At 43.1% G+C, this 20,796-nt stretch carries 12 protein-coding genes; all 12 read right to left on the bottom strand.

Going from position 1 to position 20,796, the window contains the following annotated elements; genetic code table 11:
- Positions 1-20: 20 nt before the first annotated feature.
- The 12 genes from BDE36_RS03445 to BDE36_RS03390 all read right to left on the bottom strand — a co-directional run bounded on the left by BDE36_RS03445 (position 21) and on the right by BDE36_RS03390 (position 20,757).
- Entirely contained in the window at positions 21-1,511 is a 1,491-nt protein-coding gene (locus BDE36_RS03445) for a UxaA family hydrolase (protein WP_141813736.1), read from the bottom strand.
- Between the two features lie 14 nt (positions 1,512-1,525).
- Complete coding sequence (locus BDE36_RS03440; protein WP_141813735.1) at positions 1,526-2,971, bottom strand: tagaturonate reductase; 1,446 nt, start codon at positions 2,969-2,971, stop codon at positions 1,526-1,528.
- Between the two features lie 162 nt (positions 2,972-3,133).
- The gene (locus BDE36_RS03435; protein WP_235904397.1) at positions 3,134-4,150 is read right to left on the bottom strand and encodes a sugar kinase; all 1,017 of its coding nucleotides are present in this window, start codon (positions 4,148-4,150) and stop codon (positions 3,134-3,136) included.
- Positions 4,147-5,547, bottom strand: coding sequence for a glucuronate isomerase (gene uxaC / locus BDE36_RS03430; protein ID WP_141813734.1), 1,401 nt, complete (start codon positions 5,545-5,547; stop codon positions 4,147-4,149). The genes BDE36_RS03435 and uxaC overlap by 4 nt, the downstream gene beginning before the upstream one ends.
- 36 nt (positions 5,548-5,583) lie before the next feature.
- On the bottom strand, positions 5,584-7,236 hold the full coding sequence (locus tag BDE36_RS03425) for a UxaA family hydrolase (protein ID WP_141813733.1): 1,653 nt from the start codon (positions 7,234-7,236) through the stop codon (positions 5,584-5,586).
- An 11-nt stretch (positions 7,237-7,247) separates the two neighbouring features.
- Entirely contained in the window at positions 7,248-9,167 is a 1,920-nt protein-coding gene (locus BDE36_RS03420) for a glycoside hydrolase family 88 protein (RefSeq protein WP_141813732.1), read from the bottom strand.
- Between the two features lie 6 nt (positions 9,168-9,173).
- Positions 9,174-10,853, bottom strand: coding sequence for a glycoside hydrolase family 28 protein (locus BDE36_RS03415; RefSeq protein WP_141813731.1), 1,680 nt, complete (start codon positions 10,851-10,853; stop codon positions 9,174-9,176).
- Between the two features lie 253 nt (positions 10,854-11,106).
- On the bottom strand, positions 11,107-12,585 hold the full coding sequence (locus BDE36_RS03410) for a pectate lyase family protein (protein ID WP_141813730.1): 1,479 nt from the start codon (positions 12,583-12,585) through the stop codon (positions 11,107-11,109).
- Between the two features lie 87 nt (positions 12,586-12,672).
- Positions 12,673-14,205 carry a fibronectin type III domain-containing protein gene (locus BDE36_RS03405; RefSeq protein ID WP_141813729.1) on the bottom strand — a complete coding sequence of 511 codons (1,533 nt, stop codon included), beginning with the start codon at positions 14,203-14,205 and terminating at the stop codon, positions 12,673-12,675.
- A gap of 19 nt (positions 14,206-14,224) precedes the next feature.
- Complete coding sequence (locus tag BDE36_RS03400; protein ID WP_141813728.1) at positions 14,225-16,012, bottom strand: RagB/SusD family nutrient uptake outer membrane protein; 1,788 nt, start codon at positions 16,010-16,012, stop codon at positions 14,225-14,227.
- Positions 16,013-16,040: 28 nt separating this feature from the next.
- A complete protein-coding gene (locus BDE36_RS03395) occupies positions 16,041-19,472 on the bottom strand; it encodes a TonB-dependent receptor (protein WP_235904396.1) in 3,432 nt (1,143 codons plus the stop codon).
- Between the two features lie 187 nt (positions 19,473-19,659).
- Positions 19,660-20,757, bottom strand: a complete 1,098-nt coding sequence (locus BDE36_RS03390) for a FecR family protein (protein WP_141813727.1) — start codon at positions 20,755-20,757, stop codon at positions 19,660-19,662.
- Between the last annotated feature and the right edge of the window lie 39 nt (positions 20,758-20,796).

Raw genomic sequence — 20,796 nt, 5'->3', positions numbered from 1 at the left:
TTATAATCGAATCTGAAAATTTACAAGGTAACACCTGTTTTAAAAATGGCGATTTCGCGAAATCCATTTTTCTCATGGTGCGCTTTCTCTCCGCTTGCCACTCTCACAATCTTATCAATAAATTCCTCTAACGCAGCGTCAAAGGTCTTATCTTCAGCCAGAGGACCTGCGTTATAGTCGATCCAATGAGGCTTTTTAGTGGCAAGTTCATTGTTAGTCGCAATTTTCAGCGTAGGTATAAAGCTGCCGAACGGTGTTCCGCGACCTGTTGTGAACAGTACAATATGACATCCCGACGCTCCGAGAGCTGTGGTAGCTACAAGATCATTGCCCGGGGCGCTCAAAAGGTTCAAACCTTTAGCCTTCAGCCTTTCACCGTATTTTAATACGTCTACCACATTTGCAATACCACCTTTCTGTGTACAGCCAAGAGATTTATCCTCCAGGGTGGTTATACCACCGGCTTTGTTACCCGGAGAGGGGTTCTCGTAAATAGGCTGTTTGAGATCGATAAAATATTGCTTGAAATCGTTGATCAGATGAACCGTTTTTTCGAACACCTCTTCATTGACACAGCGATCCATAAGGATTGTCTCGGCACCGAACATTTCAGGCACTTCAGTAAGAATAGTAGTACCGCCCTGGCTGATCAGAAAATCTGAGAAATATCCTACAAGCGGATTTGCTGTAATCCCCGAAAGTCCATCAGAACCTCCGCATTTCAAACCTACCCTCAGCTCTGATACAGGAATAGGTTCCCGCTTATCTTTACGAACCACCTCATATATTTCTCTTAGAAGAGCCTTCGAGTCTTCTACTTCATCTGAAGTACTCTGACTTGAAAGGAACTTGATGCGGCTTTTATCATAGTCGCCTAACGAGGCTTCGAACTCGTCAATCTTGTTATTCTCACATCCGAGGCCCAGAATAAGCACGCCACCTGCATTCGGATGCAGCGCTATATCCCCAAGGATTTGCCGTGTATTCACATGATCATCGCCCAATTGCGAACAACCGTAACTATGTTTAAATACTTCTATTCCCTCTATGTCCGTTGGATTCTCTTCCGCTTTAAATTCACGGATGATCTGTTCGGCAATACCATTCACACATCCTACCGTAGGAACTATCCATATTTCGTTACGGATACCCACATCTCCATTTGCCCTTCTGTATCCGTTGAAAGTCAGGTTGCGGTTCGCATGAGGCAGCTCTCCGTGCAAATGGGGATTATAGGAATAATCGTTTACATCCTGAAGCTTCGTTCTTACATTGTGTACATGCACGTGCTCGCCCATCCTGATGTCGGCTGTAGCATATCCAATGGGATAGCCATATTTAATCACATCTTCGCCAGAAGTAATATCTGCAGTAGCGATTTTATGCCCCCGCTCCACATCATTCAGTAAAACAATCCGCTTACCTTCAACTTCAATAAAATCGCCCGCACTGAAATTCTTCAATGCAATCACCACGTTATCCCGTGAATGTATCTTAATAAATTCTTTCATCTTAAATTCAAAGCCTAAACGGTCTCTATCGCTTTCTGCATACCATTCTTCTCAATATTGATCAGATGTTTAGTAACAGCTTCAGTAAGGCCTTCCACCTTGTTCAGGTCCATTTTCCAGTTCCTTTCAAAAGACAGCACTTCCCTTACGACATCTTCAAGAGACTCATCGTCGCCGTCATATTTAGCCCATGCGCCTTTCAGTTGAACAAGAACGGCGGCATCGTCATTCAAGGCGATAGCTTCCTCTCCGCGTTTACCCTTATAGAATGCGATAGTTGCAGCAAGCGAAAAAGCTAGCTTTTGAGGAATACCTCCTGTTCTCTTTTTATACTCAAGAATAGACGGTAACACGCGCGTTTCGAACTTCGGAAATGAGTTCAAAGCAATGCTCATTAAAAGATGCTTGATATAAGGATTGCTGAAGCGCTCAATCACTTCACCGGCAAATTTTTCAAGCTCGGCTTTTGGTAGGTCAAGCGTTGGGATGATTTCATCAAAAATGGCCTCTTTGATAAATTTACCTACCACCGGATGCTCTACCGACTCACGAACAGTATCTATACCGTACAGATAAGCTACCGGCACAAGAGCCGTATGCGCACCATTAAGGATCCTTACCTTGCGTGACTTGTAAGGAGTAACGTCTTTAACATAAAGCACATCAAGGCCTATAGAAGGAAAAGGAAGCTCTTTTTGCAGTTCTTCAGGCGCCTCAATCACCCACAGGTGGAAGTGCTCACCCTCAACTACCTGTTTATCTTCATAACCTAACTCTTCGGTAATCTCCGCAATCCGCTCTCTCGGATAACCAGGAACAATGCGGTCCACTAAGGTATTACTGAACGTACAGGCTGTATTTAACCAGTTGACGAAGCCCTCGCCAAGATTCCATTTTGCGGCAAGCTGTAGAATGATCCTTTTCAGGTTATCGGCATTCTTCTCTATCAGCTCACATGGGATAATATGAACGCCTTTAGACTGATCGCCGGCGAAAGTAGTGTACCGGTGGTTCAACCAAACGGTAAGCTTTGCGGGATAAGAATTCGGTGGAGTTGCTGTAGGTACGTCGTTCTCATCATACGCGATCCCCGCTTCTGTCGTATTCGAAATAATGTAACGCATATCAGGGTTTTCAGCAGTCTGAAGATAACCGCTGAAGTCCTCATAAGGGTTTATTCCACGGCTGATTACATCAATCGTTTCATGAGTGCTCTCGGGCTTTCCATCTTTTAATCCTCTCAGATAAAGCGTATAAAGGCCGTCCTGCTCGTTCAGCAAATTGACCATTCCTTTATCAATCGGCTGTACAGCAACCACAGAACCATTAAAATCAGCCTTTTTATTCAGCTCGTGAAACATCCAGTCTACAAAACAACGAAGGAAGTTTCCTTCTCCAAACTGAAGTACTTTTTCAGGATACTCCCTGTATCCCTGAAACGTTTTTTTACTTAATTGCATATTTTCTAAGCTATTAGCTGTCAGCTACTGGCAATCAGCTTTTAACAGTAATTGTTATAGAGACAGTTTTTATTTATTTTTCTAACATTCCATACAACCTAAGCGGTCCAATATTCTTACTACCCTACACTGCGCCTTAAATCGTATATAAAATCGTGAATCCTACTTGCCGTTTCCCTGAATCTTTGATACAGTAAGAATATCCTGACCAGTCGCATCGCCCTGCTCCTGCAGTTTACCAAATGCTGCCGCTGTAGCGTAATCAACAGTATCCTGAGGGCTATGTTTTAAGTAAGACCCATAGATCAACCCGGCCATAAAGCAATCACCGCTGCCAGAGCGGTCAACAACGCCTGTTGTCCTGAATTCATCGGAATTGAACTGTTCCCCACCTGTATATACACTGGTATAATACAGCAGATTGTTCTTATCCGAATCAAAGCGAAATGTATTGGCTACCGACTTACATTTAGGGAAACGATCCATGATCTCAAGCGAAGTTGCCCTTGCATGATCCAGATAGTCTTCACGGGTGCCTTTCAGATGTATATCAGGATCAATAGAAGTACCAAGCAAAGCATTGGCAGACCAGATATTCCCCATCACCACATCACAATGTTCAACCAGCGCCGGCATCACCTCAACGGGTTTTTTCCCATATTTCCACAAGCGGGCACGATAATTCAGGTCCACAGAGATCGTTATATTTTTTGAAGATGCGGCTTCAAGGGCCTCGAGGCACACATCAGCTACAGTCTCATTTAATGCGGGACTAATAGCGGTAAAGTTAAACCAGGATACATCTCTCAACACCTTATCCCAGTCTATCATTCCGCGCTTAAGTTCCGAAAAAGCAGAGTGATCCCTGTCGTATACAACACTGCTTTTCAGATCGGCACCCCTGTCGAGATAATAAACACCTACCCTGTTTCCTCCAAACATGATGGATGAAGTATAAATACCTTTATACTCAAGGTAATTGATCACATACTTCGACATAAAGTTGTCGGGCAGTACCGTACAGTACTTTACGGGTATATTCCAGGCAGCAAGCGCAGTGGCGGTATTCGCCTCTGCGCCTCCCATATATAACTGGAAGGGGTGCTTCTCCGCTTCTTCATTTGCAGCCGGCGAAATACGTAAGAGTAGTTCGCCAAAGCACAAAACTTTACTTATCACCAGTTAAAATAGTTTTTAGCATTATTATAACAAATATCCTTCACCACCTTACCTATCCATTCAATATCATTAGGCAACTCGCCATTTTCGACTTCCTCACCAAATAAATTACACATAATTCGCCTGAAGTATTCATGACGCGGATACGAAAGAAAACTTCTTGAATCGGTAAGCATTCCCACAAAGCGACTGATCAGTCCCATGTTTGAAAGGGCGTTCATCTGCCTGATCATTCCGTCCTTCTGATCTAGGAACCACCAGCCTGAACCCCATTGAACTTTCCCGGCTACTGACCCGTCATTAAAGTTACCGATCATAGTGGCCATCAACTCGTTGTCGGCCGGATTAAGATTGTAAATGATTGTCTTAGCAAGTTTATCTTCCGTATCGAGGCGGTTAAGAAACTTAGACAACTGGCGTCCCTGACTAAAATCGCCAATGGAGTCCCAGCCGGTATCAGGGCCAAGCTGACTCAGCATACGGGTGTTATTATTGCGTAAAGCGCCTAAATGGAACTGTTGTACCCATCCCTTTTCGTGATCCCACACGGCAAAATGAACCAGCATAGCCGATTTAAACTTAAGCACCTCAGAAAAATCAATCTTTTGATTATTTCTTATTTTCTGGAAAATAGCACGGATTTCCTGATCTGTATAGTCCTCTGCATAGATCTGCTCAAGGCCATGATCAGAAACACAACATCCATTTTGTGCGAAATAATCATGTCGTTTCTTCAAAGCAGAAAGATAACCGTCAAAGTCAGAGATACTCACATCAGCAACCTGTTCCAGCTTATTGATATAGGCGTTCAGTCCTTCTATGTCATCGGCGTTCATTGCCTTGTCAGGTCTGAAGGCAGGCCGCACCAGAATCTCAAATCCGTCTTTTGCTATCTGCTGATGATATTCCAAAGAATCAATAGGATCGTCCGTTGTGCAGAGCGCCTCAACGTTCATCTTGCGCAGAAGTCCCCTGACTGAATACTCAGGAGTCTGGAGCTTTGCGGTACATTCATCATACACCTTTCTTGCAGTGCTTCCTGAAAGGATTTCGCTCACACCAAAATAACGTTTCAACTCAAGGTGCGTCCAATGATAGAGAGGGTTTCTCAGAGTGTAAGGAACAGTTTCCGCCCACTTTTCAAACTTTTCGTAATCACTTTTACCACCTGTAATATATTCTTCATTTACTCCGTTCGCACGCATGGCGCGCCACTTGTAATGATCGCCATAAAGCCAAACCTGCGACAGATTCTCAAAGTTGATGTCGTTAGCGATCTGCTCAGGAATTAAATGATTATGATAGTCAATAATCGGCATATCCTTTGCAAACTCATGATAAAGCCGCTCTGAGGTTTTTGTAGTTAATAAGAAGTTTTCATCTAAGAAATTTTTCATTTCCCTCGTCTATTTTAATTTATTGTATTGTTTATATTATAAAGAAACGCCCCGTTTCCAGGGGATAAAATCATCCTGTCCAAGTCGAACTGCGTTCACTTCTATTTCTCCGCTCGCCACACGAACAACATAATCCAGTATCCTTTCACCAGCTTGCTCAATCGTTTCTTCGCCTTCAATTACTGTCCCTGTGTTAATGTCAATAATATCGTTCATCTTATTGTAGAGAACAGTATTACTGGATATCTTAACAACCGGCGCTATCGGATTTCCCGTAGGCGTACCAAGCCCTGTGGTAAACAAAACCACATTCGCACCTGAAGCGACTTCTGCTGAAGTAGATTCTACATCATTGCCAGGCGTGCAAAGAAGATTCAATCCCGGCCTTTTTACTTTCTCGGGATAGTCCAGAACATCGGCAACTGGAGAGGTTCCACCTTTCTTTGCTGCGCCTGCCGATTTAATGGCATCTGTTATAAGGCCGTCCTTAATATTTCCGGGAGAAGGGTTCATGTCAAAGCCTGAGCCAACAGCCTCAGCTCGTTCATTGTATGTTTTCATAAGGAAAGAAAAGCGTTCAGCACTTTCATAATCAACACAACGGTCGCTGAGGTTCTGTTCTACCCCGCAAAGTTCAGGGAACTCGGCCAATATCACAGAGCCTCCTAATGCCACAAGGAGATCAGATGTATACCCGATTGCCGGATTTGCAGAAATACCCGAAAAGCCGTCAGAACCACCGCATTCAAGTCCGATGCAAAGTTTACTAAGAGGAGCCGGTTCACGTTTGCACTGATTAGCCTGCACCAAACCGGCGAAGGTCAGTTTAATAGCCCGCGAAAGGAGTTCAGACTCGGTCCCTATTTTCTGTTGTTCGAGGATATAAAGCGGTTTGCTGAAATTAGGATCTCTCTTCTTTATTTCTTCTTCAAGTATTTCTACCTGGGCATTCTGACAACCGAGACTTAACACAGTTACTCCAGCTACGTTGGCATTTGTAATATATCCGGCCAGCAGCCCGCATAGAGCGATAGCATCCTGACGTGTTCCTCCGCAACCACCCGAATGTGTAAGGAACTTGATTCCATCTACATTGGGAAACAACCTTTCTGAGGAAGGGGTTACACTAATCTCTTCCAAAGGAATGTTAAGTAGAGAATCGACGTCCTTCCCCGATTTATAAAGCTCAATGAGCTGCTTTGCCTGGTTGGCATATGTTTTATTTCGGCCATATCCCAACTGGTTAACAAGGGCCTCCTCGAGAACCTCCAGATTACGGTTTTCGCAAAACACCATCGGTACTACAAGCCAGTAATTTGCAGTTCCTACGCTCCCGTCCGCCCGGTGATATCCATAGAATACTTTCGACTGCCATTTACTAACGTCAGGAGCATCCCATTCTGTCCTTCTTTCACCTATAGAAAAGCCACTTGCCGCATGCTTTATATTTTCAGTAGATAATAAGCCACCCCGATGAATATCAGATTGAGCCTTCCCAACGAGTACGCCGTACATTGTTACTTCAGCTCCGGTCGCCAGGAATTCCTGCGCAAACTTATGTTTAGCAGGGATCTTTTCCTGAATTTGGTATTCCTCTCCTTTGTAACTTACAACTTCACCAGGATTCAGGTCCGTTAATGCTACCAGAACATTGTCGTCTGGATGAACCTTTAATACTTTCTGTTTCATCTTGTAATTTATTAATTTTTCTTAGGTAATTGTAGCAGCAACCAGTTTGTAAGATCAGTAGCTGCTTTGTAGTTTTCATATTCAGCCGGAATCTTTCTTCCGTCTACATATTCGTTGTAGAACCAGGGATCTCCTATTGCAAAAACAGTACCCTTTCCAATTTTGGCTGTACCCATGATTATGTCTTTACCTTCAATAAATGCTGCTTTTGCCGGAGCAGAAACACTGATGGTACTAATTTCCTTAATATACACCTTCTTCGATGTCTTAAAAATTGGATGAGCGGCAGGGATGTTAAAAGCTCCGGTTTCATACTCGTTGCCCTTAACCGCATTTCGCATATCTCCGTTAAAACGGATCCCGAAGCGACCGGCAAGGGTATTAAAATTCCTGAGCTCGCAATTTGCCGGATCATTTGCCATTAAAACAAGTACTCCCCCGTTTTTTACCCAGTTGTACAATACATCGGCATCCTTGGCCGATACGAAGTTTGGCTTCGCCGTTTCCTTCTCGGTATCAGGGTCTACGATGATATATACATCTGTATTTTTCAGATTTGCTGCAGAAGGGGCCACTGTCAGGCTATTGGTCTTGGCACCGGTATAGTTAAAAATATTACCCCAGAACCAGAAGCCGCTGTTTGCCTGGTCATCCCAGGTATAGTGATAACGAACATCTTTGCCGGCAGGTCCCTTTTTCCATTCGTTATTAAAATAGCAATCAAGAGTGACGGTTTTTCCTTTCCCGATTTTAGGAATAGCAGCCAGTTCCATTTCATTGGCAGCCAGCATAAAAGAGCCTACCCCTTTCGGATCGTTAGTGATCACCTTTTCACTCATGTAATACTCGAAGCTGCCATCGCGATATGGCTTTCCTCCAAGTCCCGAAACACTTACCGTACCCTTAAGATTTATTTTGTCGGCATCAACCGTTTCTATAAACTCATTCTGAATACCCTCATACCCTTTTTTTGCCACTTTCAGATACGATGACGGTAAATAGCCCATGCGGACAGCTTTGGCAAACGTATATACAAACATGCTCGAAGCCGATGATTCAAAGTAATTTCCTTTACGCAAAGGAGCATCCAGTATATCATACCAAACTCCTGATTTTGGATCCTGCACCTTCTGCACTGCATTGGCGAAACGCCCCAGGATATCGATTAACTGCTTTTTACCAGGATGGTTGGCAGGAAAGTATTCAATAGCATCAACTAAAGCCATACCATACCAACCCATAGCCCTGGCCCAAACATGCGCCGATAACCCGGTTGTTTTATTAGCCCACTGCTGCTGTTTTGACTCATCCCAGCCATGATACATCAGTCCGGTTGCAGCATCACGAGAATGTTTTTCCATAAAAACAAACTGGTTAGTTATATCATTGAACGCTGCGGTATCACCCATCATTGCCGAATATTCTGCATAAAAAGGTTGTCCCATATATAAACCGTCCAACCACATCTGGTATGGATAGATTTTTTTATGCCAGAACCCGCCCTCGTTTGTGCGAGGATGCGTATTAAGCTGATTTCGCAATATTTGGGCGGCCTTGAGATATTTCTCCTGCCCAGTTACTCTGTATAAAAGTAAAAGAGACCGCCCGTTCTTTACATTATCAATATTGTAAGACTTGTGCTCGTATGTGCGGATCGTGCCGTCGCTCTGAACAAAGAAGTCCATGCTCTTCTTTATATACTCGAAATACTTCCGGTCGGCAGTTCTTTGCCAGATAGAAGAGACCCCTTCAAGCAAAACTCCCTGATCATAAGTCCATTTAAACGGTCGCCCTACCCAGAGTGAATCACTCCAGATGTCCATGACCGTAGCAGCCATTCTTTCCGATAAGGGCTTTGTCTGGCCATACGAGCTGAATACCTGAACAGTAAAAAGCAAACTGAAGAAGGATAATATGCAAATTCTTTTCATATAATTCTATTTAATTTTCAGCGCTTTTTTATTCGCACCGAAGTTAAACTCTGCAACGCTCTTCACATTCTTTGTATTCGTATCTGATACCGTAATATTGGCACTGCGATCCCCGTTAACCGAAAACAACAGATCGCTGCCGTCATTAAAGGTTAAACCCTGAAAATACAACGAATTGCTATTCAAAATATTGACTACGGGTTTCGTCTCACGGGTGATTAGACGAATATTCTTTAACTGAATCTGGCCGGCTTCTTCCATTTCAACTCCTTTTTTTGCCTGCAGGGTCATATTCTCCAGGTAGATATTGTTGATATTCATCTCCGGAAGACCTCGTACAAAGATGGCCTTTTCAGCGCCGTCACAAACCACGTTACTCACGTGGAAGTCTTTAAATTGCGGAGTAGCTTCAGTAACAGGAAGCTTAACAACTTTCGGAGCTTCTCTTTGCTCGCCTGTAAGCGGAACCGGATCTTTCGCTTCGTAGTACATATCGAAGAGAATGGCTTCACCCACAATATCTTTCATTCCGATATTCCTGATATAAACTTTTTCGACAACTCCTCCTCTGCCCCGGGTTGTTTTAAACCGCAGGCCGATGTCGGTACCAATAAACGTACAGTCGGTGACGAAGAGGTTGCGTGCGCCCCCTGACATTTCGCTTCCGACAACGAAACCGCCATGGGCGTGATAAACCGTACAGTTTCTCACAAGAACATTCTCAGTAGGCATTCCTCTCCTCCGGCCCTGCTCATCACGTCCTGATTTAATACAGATCCCGTCGTCGCCAACATCAAAGACGCTATTCTCGATCAGAACATTCTTGCATGATTCCACGTCAATACCGTCGCCATTCTGCGCATACCATGGGTTTTTTGCAGTTATGCCACGGACGGTAAGATTTTCGCACATCAGCGGATGAAGGTTCCAGGCAGGAGAGTTCTGGAACGTCACCCCTTCCAATAATACCTTATTACATTTGGTAAGCACAAGAAGGTTAGGACGTAGAAAGTCTTTGATCTCCTCATAATCCTTCACGGTCTTACCCGGTGCGATAACTCCTGCCCCTTTAATCTTCGAGCCTTTAAAGGAGCTTTCTGTTGGATACCATATCTTTTTATCTTCACTTAGAACACCTCCGGATGCCAATAGCTTTTTCCACTGTGAGTCGGTGAGCTTTTCTTTTTTAACCATCCTCCAGGCGTCGCCATTGCCATCGACAATGCCCTGGCCTGTGATAGCTACATTAACGAGGTTGGTTCCGGAAATGGGCGATTGATTCCGCACTGCTGCAAGTCCCTCCCAATTGGTTTCAACTAATTTATACTGACTTAAGTCACGGGTAAAGGACAGCACTGCATCACTCTGCAAATGCAGGTTCACATTGCTTTTCAACTCGACAGGACCGGTTACCCAAAAGCCGGTAGGAACCAGCACAACCCCTCCGCCCTTGTTGCTGCAATCAGCAATCGCTTTGTTAATACTTACAGTGTTAAGAGTCACGCCATCATTTACAGCCCCGTATTTTACTATATTAAAAGTATCAGTCTTAAAGACTGGAGTCTCCACCACCGGCAAATCAGCGATGGGCCATGACTGCGTACTTTTATTTTGGGAGTAAGCCTTATTCAGCATAATTATCTGAGAGGCAATAAGTATCGTTCTTAATATTTGTGTGTGTTTCATCCTTTAGATTTTTTCAACAGCTCTATATCTTTACAAAGGCCGTAATGGCCAACACTGGTTTTTTCCGTTTAATTACCTGGTTAGTACAATCAGATTTATCAACTTTTAAAACAATTCTACAGACTTTAAGGCGAATAAAAAATGATTTGAATGGAAATATTTACGCAATCGTTATCGGGAACGATCAAGTGTTGCGGGCGTATAATTAAATAGCCGTGCTGCCGGAATTACCAGGCCTGATAAATTCGGAGTCTTATTTTACCTGCTCCACAATAATACTCTTAACAAGGCTGTTCATATAAACTTCTATATTATCGTACCCTGTACTAAGATCCTTGCCATTCGCATTTGATTTGTTAGGATCAAGCTTATTAGCCGTTTCCCAATCATCCGGCATACCGTCTCCATCAGAATCCTTTGGCGAAGTTCCAGATGCCAATTCCGGCCAGCCACCAACATCGGTCTGGGAATCAATAATACCTTTCTTCCCGGTCTTTGAACCACTATATGTTGCAGTTCCGGCTTTCACCTCATTCACTATGCGCGTATCTACAGCGTCTCGCTTTAAGGTTGCCCCTGCAAAGCTAAGCACACGGGTATACGCCTCCTCTGCTGTCTGTTGGGTAATAGCTTCCGCCGACACCGCATTGCTTAACCTAGCATTCGAAAGAACAACGCCTGAAGATATATCGACACCTCCGTTCCAGTTATCGGCAGTTACAGCAGCATTGCCATAAACATAATTCCCAGCGATATAAAAAGAACCATAACCCGGAGGATAATTGGCTAAATCCGCCTCCATAGAAATCTGCATAATCCTCCTGTTTTTGCTGCTTTCCGTACCCGGACCTGGTTTGTAATAATTTGCAACAATATTATACTGCCCGTTTTCTCCTCCGTAAGCGCTGTTGCTGCCCCAGTTATAGATCACGTTATTACGATAATCCACGAGGTCCGTCCCAAAAGGACTTTTCCCTGTTCCTGATCTGCTGCCTCCATCAAACCTCGGATTACGGCTATTGTGATGTGCTAGCAGATTATGATGAAATGTAGCATTACGACCCCCCCAGATGGCCCCGTATCCATGGTCATCCTTCTCGTGAAAAGACTTATTGAGGCTCTCAGATAAGATGCAATATTGCATAGTAAAGTCTTTATTCGCATAAAACGAACTGCATTCATCAATCGACCAGCTCATCGAACAATGATCAACGATCAGCTTTTCACAATTTCGACCCCACAGAGCATCCTGTTCGTTCTGAGTAAGATCCCCCATCCGGAAGCGTAAGAAACGAACAATAACATTATTTGCAGCAATGTTCATCTCATAGTCCTGGATACATACGCCATCTCCCGGCGCCGTTTGCCCTGCAATGGTGACATCTCCGTTTTTTATCTGAAGCCTGCTTTTCAACTTTATATTTCCCGACACCTCAAAAACGATGATCCTGGCGCCGACTGCATTGATAGCTTCTCTTAGACTTCCTGCGCCCGAATCGTTCAGGTTAGTCACCTTTATTACTTTACCCCCTCTACCCCCGGTGGTATTTTTACCATATCCTTCAGCGCCGGGAAAGGCGATGGCGGTTTCATTAACGGGAGTCGGCTTGGGGTTGTTCGGCGTATCCACTTCCTCTTTTGTTTCGGTATGCGCTGAGCTTTTTTTACAGTTTGAAAAGAACAAGGCTAACGACATGCCCCCAACCAAAACCAATGTTAGTTTCAGATCCATAATTGCTTTACAAAATTTCATTATCGAACAGAAGAGGGTGCATTTGATACACCCTCTTCTGTAGTAAAAAATAAAAATCCCTTTTTATTAACGCCATCTTAAATCACCAACCCCGGCTGCCTTCAAAGTAAGATTACCTAAGGTAAAATCACCTTGAGCGACATTCGCAAATTGCGGATCCAAAGTGGTGAATGTACCCGTGTCATTTTTAGCATTGCTTACCGTACTTTGCGTGAAGTTAGGAGCATTAAAATAGTTGTTATTGGACATCGTCGTGATAGTCGTCGAAGGCTGATTGCTATAATAACCATTTGTATTAGCTATCAGATTTTTAGTAAAATGAATCTGATGTGATGCCAGACGAATATACAGATACCTGCGGGAAGCCCCCGTGGAAACACTATTAAACGTATTCGTCCTAATGGTCACGATGCTCGTTTCCGCTGGGAAGTTCGTAGAGCCATTAGCATCCATCCGGAATAAGTCTCTCTCTGCGGCACTGCTGTATACTGTGTTGTTTTCAAAAAGAAATGTTTTTGCCAAACCGGTTCTAAAGTCAATGAAGTCTCCACCTGAACACTCAATATGGTGAATAACGTTTTCCTTAAATGTAACAGATTCAATCAATGCCTTAACATTCACATACATCACACCTTTTACATAGTTTTTAATCTCACAATTTTCGACGTTCAAAGGCGCATAAGCATTATTTAAAGCCTCATCATATATGATTGCCTGGTTGCCATTAAGGGACCCTGTGCCATCAAGTATGAGATCCTTCAAAGACACACCGGCATTTCCTTTTATTCTCAAAACAGCCCCTTTTATTACCGGCCGCTGGCTCGAGCTTGCAGCTTTGATCGTGATCGATTTACTAACTATTACATCGGCATTCACAGTATATTCACCTACCTTAAGGTCAAAAATAGCATCTGCATCGGCATTTGCTATTAAACTCGCAAGATCGGCTCCTGGTGATACAATCACCGCACCACCCAACGTTGTAAACGTTCTTGCACCTCGTATTTTGGTGCCGTTTTGTAAAGTAGCCGTATAGGTAGTTCCGCGTATCAGTCCTCCAACAGTTGCTTCCCCTGCAGCTATCTCCGCTGTAGTAACAGTATGCTGAATATCTCCTGGCGTTATTGTAATCGAAGTTGCTGTTTGACCGGCAGGCCAGTTAAGCGTTACTGAGGTAAACGTCAATTTTTCGAGTACAACTTCTTCAAGGATCTGCTCTGCATCTGTGGTAAAATCAACCGTCATCCATTTCGACTCGTCAACGCCCTCACCAAGTGCCTTCACCCTAGCAAAATATTTAGTCTGGCCATCTAATGCAGTAACTGTATAAGGAACCTGACCAGAGGTGATCCCTTCAAATCTTTTCACCGCTGTACCTGTAAAGTCGACATTATCGAATATCTCTATCGTATACGAATGAGCATTGTTGACCGCTTTCCAGCTCAATAGCACGCCCGTTCTGTTAACCACGGTCGCACTTAAATCAGTCGGTGAAAGCAGTCTATTGAAATCCAGAGTGGTTATTTCGTCCATCGGATCGCTACACCCGGAAACTCCTACACCAGCGATCAAACAAAGGAATATTAAGATCTTTTTCATATCAATATATTAGTATGAATTACTGTACGTCTAAATGTTTATTATCTAACAGCCCGTTCGAATTATCGATAAAATATTGCCAGATCGGCCATACTTGCTGCTTATTAGGGCTGCGGTTTTTGTATACGAGGGCGTCCCAATACGTATTTTGATCAGTGCTGGAAGAAAGGGTCCAGCTTTTGTTGGATGTGAATCCAAGAGAAGGATCCGGGATGTCTTTTTCTCCCATGTTCAGTCCATATATCACTACACTTTCACCGTCTGCTGCCGTTTTATAGTAAATAGTCTTCGGCACATCAACATATATGCCCTGTCTGTTTTCAAGCTGAATCAATTTTGCCTTTGCTTCATTCAGCTTGGTTTCTAACAAATTCCAGCGAATCAAATCAGCCTTTCTGAGCATCTCGCCTGTAAATTCCAGCGCGCGTTCGTTAACAATAGCGTCAAAAAAAGTAGTTTTCGAGGCTGTCACCTGAGCCATAAACTGGTCCACTTTTGCCGCGTTAGCAGGGAACGCCCTTTGGCGAACCATCTTAAGATACGGCGCAGCTGCAGCGGGCCCGTCAATTTCATTAATTGCTTCGGCGGCCATTAAGAGAACGTCGGCATAACGCATATACATCCAGTTCAAGCCGTCGTCGTTGGTGGATGTTACTATCCGTTTCATCCATTCGTATCGGTATTTACCAAAATATAATTTATTCAAGTTGGTAGGTACCTGAACACCGTTTGTCCACTCGTAAGGAACCACCGTTACATCGCGTCGCACATCTCCTGGCTGATATTCATACAACATCAGCGCATTAGGCCCGTTCGTTCCTCCTTTATTTTGCATGGTATATTTATCAGTAGTCGTATGTTTAACTCCCAAATCAAAGATCACACGTCCTCTTCCTTCACTGAAAGGAATTTCCCACATTGACTCCTTCCCCGCGACACCTGTTTCCTGGTTAAGGGTTTTAAATACTTCTTCAAATCCAAGCAGTCGTAATTTTCCGCTATTAATAATGTCTAGACACTCCTTTTTGGCTATTGCGTACATTTTATCCCTCGACAGGTCCGGATCAGTGCTCAATCTTACTGTACCATCCATACGCTGGGCATATCCTCCGGCTGCCAATGCCAGGCGAGCACGTAGTCCTTTAGCAAATGCTTTATTCACACGTTCCACAGACTTGGTAGCTGGTGTTTCATTAGGCCAGGCTAACAGGTTAGAAGCCTCTTCCAGATCGGCAAGTAACTGTTTATAAATAACATCCCTGTCGCTTCTCGGCAAATAAAGCGTTTCTGAACTAATGGGTTCAAACCGGGCAGGGACATCGCCCCAACCTTTTATAAGGTCACTATATACCACTGCCCTCAGAGTTAACATTTCCCCTAAAATCTGTGCCAGCTGCGGGTTATGTTCAACGTCACCATAGGTTCTGATCCCTCTGATAGCCAGATTTGCTCTTTCAATACCTTCATAAAACTTCGCCCAGGCATTGTTATCAGTATTCATCTGGCTGTTATTCACATTGGTATTATAATTTGACAACCGCGATTTATCGTCATCAATGCTCTTTAAACTGTTGCTAATTTCAGTGTCGGTATTGATCCCATAAAAAACAAGGTATCTTCCCCTGTAAGAATTGGTCTCAGCAAACGACTGTATAATGCCTGCGATAGCGCCTTCCGCTAAAGCTGGAGTAGAAAAAATAACAGCCTCATCCAAGGATGACTGAGTAGGCGCTTCAAGCATATCTTTACAACTGCTTATAAAAGTGATGCCGGCTATTGCTATAATTATTTTGACAATCTTTTTCATCTCTCTCGTAATTAATAAAATAGGCAAACTAAAAATTGACATTAAGACCAAACACAAATGATCTGCTTTTAGGATAGGCTGAATAGTCTACACCTGGCGTAAGCGGCGTTTTGCGACGTGTAGAAACCTCCGGATCAAAACCAGAATAATTAGTCAGAAGCCAAAGGTTATATCCAGAAGCATACACCCTTAAACTCTTCATCCGGAGTTTGGATGACAACGAAAACGGAAGCGTGTATCCTACTGTTAGCGTTGATAATCTCAAAAACGACCCGTCTTCAACAGCCCAATCAGTCAAAACATAGCTCTTCATGAAAGGCGACCACATTGTAGTATTTGCATTCATGGCTTCCAACTCAGCAGCGTCATTACTGATCGTGCCATCATCACGCAAGTTAGTCCACCGGTTGCCGCTTTCCATAATGGAAATCATGTTCCTTGAACTATACTTACTGGTGGAAGTATATTCTATCTTATTGGCATTATAGATATCGTTGCCGTAGCTGTAGTTGAAATAAGCGCCTACATCAAAGTTAAATATCCTTGACGTTACAGAGAAACCTCCGGTATGACGTGGATTTGTATTCCCGATAATTGAAATATCGTCAGATGTAATCTTGCTATTATCATTACCCGGAGTTATATCCTTGAGCTTCATAGAACCCGGACGAAGATTTCCCACGATCGGGCTGGCATCGACCACACCTGGTTTCAACTTCCACGATCCGTTATAAGGTTCAAAATCAGAAACCTCATATCTGCCGTCAACCTGATACCCCTGAATTCTGCCTACAGGTCCGCCTGGTTTTGCGATATAATCGGCTCCGATTTCGGAGGACGCCCACCCAGAATACCCCGCAACATATCTCACAACGTCTCCTAAGGTATTCACTTTATTCCGGTTAAACGCCATATTAGCGTTTACAGTGAGATCAAAGTTCTTTTTCCTCACAGCGCTCCAGTTCAAAGAGAATTCTAAACCTTTGTTTTGCGTCTGTCCCAAATTCCGGTATTGGATATCATAACCTGTACCGGCTACTGGATATTCGATCAATAAGTCATTTGTCTTGTTTAAATAGGCTTCGATAGTACCATTGATCTTTGTTTTAAATAGTGAAAAATCAAGCCCCAGGTTTTGAGTAACTGTTGTCTCCCACTTCAAATCAGGATTGGCCATTATCTTTAATGGGCTCCAATAGCTGCTAAACCCATTCACCCATGAAGTATTCTGACTTATAAATGGCTGGACAATCACACCAGAGGGAATACGGTTATTCCCTGCTTCTCCATAACTGGCACGTAGCTTAAGGTCGGACAGCCACGATTTCGTGTCCTCCATAAATTCTTCATCTGAAATTCGCCATGCTCCCGAGAAAGAAGGAAAATATCCCCAACGATTACCATCCGAGAACTTCGAAGACCCGTCCGCTCTAAAAGTAGCAGCAAAAAGATATTTCCCCTTGTAATCGTAGTTCAGTCGACCAAATAAAGAGAACAGTGTCTCCTTCGGAGAATAAAAATTATTAATAAATTTTTCTCCTTCAAGAGTGGTTAATTTTCTCGCCTGGTCAAAATCAAACGTCGATGGATATCCATGAACAGTATTGGTTAAAACGATTTCCTCGGTTCTAATATATTCTTCCCCTAACAAAAGAGTCAGACTGTGGTTTTTATTCAAATACTTCTTAAAATCAAAGTTCAGCGTATTTGTATTCCTGAAGCTGTTTCTGTTGGTATTAGTAAAAATAACTGCAGGACGATTTTGGAAAGTCGCACCCGGAGCATTTCTTACATAATATGTAGTGGTTCCGTAAAAACGGTCCTGATCGTTCCTGTATCCGTCATACCCCACTTCAGATCTCAGGCGCAGGGCAGGGATCACCTGATAATTCACTGCTCCATTTAAATTATATGTTTTACGGTCAACATACTGATCGTTATCAGAAATGGAAATCAAAGGATTATATAAATTGAAATCGTCATTAGTTTCGGTACTTGTTGTTAATCCAGATACCGGGAAAGGAGGATAGATCATCGCATTCTTCAGGCGTGAATCTGCGGATGACTTTTCGTTTTGTTCGTTAGCTCCCCCGCCATTAGTTTTTGTATTAGCGTAACGAACGCCAAAATCAAGCGTCAGCTTGTCAAACAATTTATGATTAAGCTTAAAGTTGAGGTTCTGCCTTTCAAAACCCGATAGTTGCATAATAGCTTTGTCTTTTACGTAGCTGTGGCTGAGGGCGTATTTAGTCTTTTCACCGCCGCCATTTATATTTAGATTTTGATTAAACGTCGTTCCTGTACGACCGAAAATAATATCCTGCCAGTCGTTAGGCACCACATTCCGGTACAAATCTATATCCTGATAATTACCGAAATACTTGGTATAGTCATCTGTATTGTTATTGTCTAGAAGCGACCGTTCGTATTGCCAAGTCACATAATCGAAAGGAGATAGTACGTCGAGCTTCTTTGCCTGATTCCTTACCCCCGTAAATACATTGTAACTTATATTTGTTTTCCCGTTCTTACTGCTTTTTGTCGTAATTACCACGACACCATTTGCTCCCCTCGAACCGTAAATAGCAGTGGACGAAGCATCTTTAAGAATATCTATGGATTCGATATCTGCAGGAGCAATATCGGAAATTGAGTTTAAAGGAAAACCGTCAACAATATACAAAGGAGAGTTATCGCCGGTAATAGAGCCACCGCCCCTTACTCTCACAACCATCTCAGCATCCGGAGAACCCTCTGTGGTTGTAATCTGAACCCCCGAAACCCTTCCTGAAATGGCTTCAAGGGCAGATGACACTGGTGCAGCCGCAATCGTTTCTGAACTAACCGATGCAACAGCTCCTGTTAAATCTTTCTTCTTCACTGTTCCATAACCAATCACCACGACCTCATCAAGCTGACTGGTTGATGCTTTTAAGGTCACTTTCAAGGTCTTCCTCCCCTGTACCGGAACTTCTATAGTTTCAAAACCAACATACGTAAATACTAAAACCGCGTTTTCAGAGGCAGTCAGTTTAAAACTTCCTGCAGCATCTGTAGAAACACCTTTAGCGGTTCCTTTAATTTTTACGGAAACCCCTATCAGCTCTTCCCCTTTCACGTCAACGACTTTTCCCGTAATCACGATATCAGCTAAGGCTTCCTTCTTGTCTTTAATAACGATCAGTTGGTTTTCAAGGGCTTGATAACTAAGGTTGGTGCCTCTCAACAGTTCTTCCATAGCCGCGTCAATAGTGGCATCTGAAAGTGTAACGGATACTTTATTACGTATCCCCTCTAAGTTTTCGTTGTATAAAAACCGATACGAAGTTTGTCCTTCGATCTGACGAATCACATTAGAGATTGCCGATTTCTTTACTTCCAGGTTTATCTTGTTTTGCGAAAAACCTGCTGCCGATACTGATACAGTAAAGATTATGATCAGCATTATGGTTAGTTTCATAGTAAGGACAAGCTTTTGCAATAACGATTTTTGTGAAATCGTATAAAAACATTTCATACTTTTACATTAGGTTAAATCAAACATCCCCAACCCGTCACGGTTGGGATTCTACTACTAAAAAATTTAATCTGTTTTGAACGGGGAATGCGTCACCATTCTCCGTTTTTTCTTTTAGCCAGGCGCCAGATTATTCAGATGACTTAATAAATACTTCACGTCCATATACTTTATATTTAAATGATGCTACTTTCTGTAATGCGTTAAAGGCCTCTTCTACTGTCTCCTGTTCAAACGACCCGTTAAATTTTATGTTCTTCACCCTTTCGTCTTCGAACTGTATTTTAATGTCGTACCATCGCTCCAGCTTCCTGGCTAGTTCTTCAAAGTTCTCGCCTCTGAATTCGATACGATTATAAATCCACGACGTTTCAATATGTTCGTCTTCCTTAAGTTTCTTATCAAGGTTCAGAATCTTAAAATCTTCCTTCTTAGGTAGTACTACAGAAGCCGGCTCAATCGGTACAATCAGTTTCTGATTTGGCTTTAATAATATTCTCGGCGTAGATCCAGATGTATTTTCAGTCACTTCAATACTGCCCCTCAAAAGCGTTGTTTCAATATCCCTGTCATCCTCATAACACTTTACGTTAAAAGCAGTACCAAGTACCTTTATGTTTATCTTCCCTGCGTATACGATGAATGGCCTGTTAGGGTTCTTTACAATATCAAAAAAAGCCTCCCCCACGAGCCGCACCTTTCTCACTTTACCATTGAACGCAGCATCGTAGTATAACTTTGAATCACCGTTTAACCAAACGCTTGAGCCGTCTGGAAGTAAGATTTTCGTTCGCGAGCCGTTTTTTACAGCCACTACTTCTTGCTTTCTCTCAGGGATATGCTTACTATCAGAACGGGGATAATAATAAAGGACTAAAACAACGGTAATGGTTGCTGCGTACAGAAGCTTAAACGAACGACCGAATAAAAATCTCCAGATGCTGTCCTCTTTATCATCTTTACCTATTTCCTCCTCATTAGCGATTCCCGTTCGTTCTTCTTCGGCCTTTTTTAGTATACTTTTAACGCGCGTTTTTTCGTTTGTATCTTGAATGGAAGTTGAATGGAGCTCAGCGTTAACATCCCACAGTTTTTTTAACATATGGTACTGCTGCTGCAATTCCGGCTCGTAATGCAAATAATTTGACAGCTCGCTGGACTCTTCAGCGCTTGCTTCTCCGCTTAAGGAGCGCGCCATCAATCTCCATATTCTGTCTTTGTTGTCCATTACGGTGGTTACCTGCTTTTCTATTAAGACAGCCGCAAT

Origin of the sequence: Arcticibacter tournemirensis (genome assembly GCF_006716645.1) — a bacterium.
Classification (GTDB): Bacteria; Bacteroidota; Bacteroidia; order Sphingobacteriales; family Sphingobacteriaceae; genus Arcticibacter; species Arcticibacter tournemirensis.
Note: the sequence above shows the minus strand (reverse complement) of the source record. Positions and strands in the feature narration are given on the sequence as shown.

Coding starts and splice junctions, on each gene's coding strand:
- BDE36_RS03445 (WP_141813736.1), bottom strand. CDS start 1,511: ATGAAAGAATTTATTAAGATACATTCACGGGATAACGTGGTGATTGCA.
- BDE36_RS03440 (WP_141813735.1), bottom strand. CDS start 2,971: ATGCAATTAAGTAAAAAAACGTTTCAGGGATACAGGGAGTATCCTGAA.
- uxaC (WP_141813734.1), bottom strand. CDS start 5,547: ATGAAAAATTTCTTAGATGAAAACTTCTTATTAACTACAAAAACCTCA.
- BDE36_RS03425 (WP_141813733.1), bottom strand. CDS start 7,236: ATGAAACAGAAAGTATTAAAGGTTCATCCAGACGACAATGTTCTGGTA.
- BDE36_RS03420 (WP_141813732.1), bottom strand. CDS start 9,167: ATGAAAAGAATTTGCATATTATCCTTCTTCAGTTTGCTTTTTACTGTT.
- BDE36_RS03415 (WP_141813731.1), bottom strand. CDS start 10,853: ATGAAACACACACAAATATTAAGAACGATACTTATTGCCTCTCAGATA.
- BDE36_RS03410 (WP_141813730.1), bottom strand. CDS start 12,585: ATGGATCTGAAACTAACATTGGTTTTGGTTGGGGGCATGTCGTTAGCC.
- BDE36_RS03405 (WP_141813729.1), bottom strand. CDS start 14,205: ATGAAAAAGATCTTAATATTCCTTTGTTTGATCGCTGGTGTAGGAGTT.
- BDE36_RS03400 (WP_141813728.1), bottom strand. CDS start 16,012: ATGAAAAAGATTGTCAAAATAATTATAGCAATAGCCGGCATCACTTTT.
- BDE36_RS03395 (WP_235904396.1), bottom strand. CDS start 19,472: ATGAAACTAACCATAATGCTGATCATAATCTTTACTGTATCAGTATCG.
- BDE36_RS03390 (WP_141813727.1), bottom strand. CDS start 20,757: ATGGACAACAAAGACAGAATATGGAGATTGATGGCGCGCTCCTTAAGC.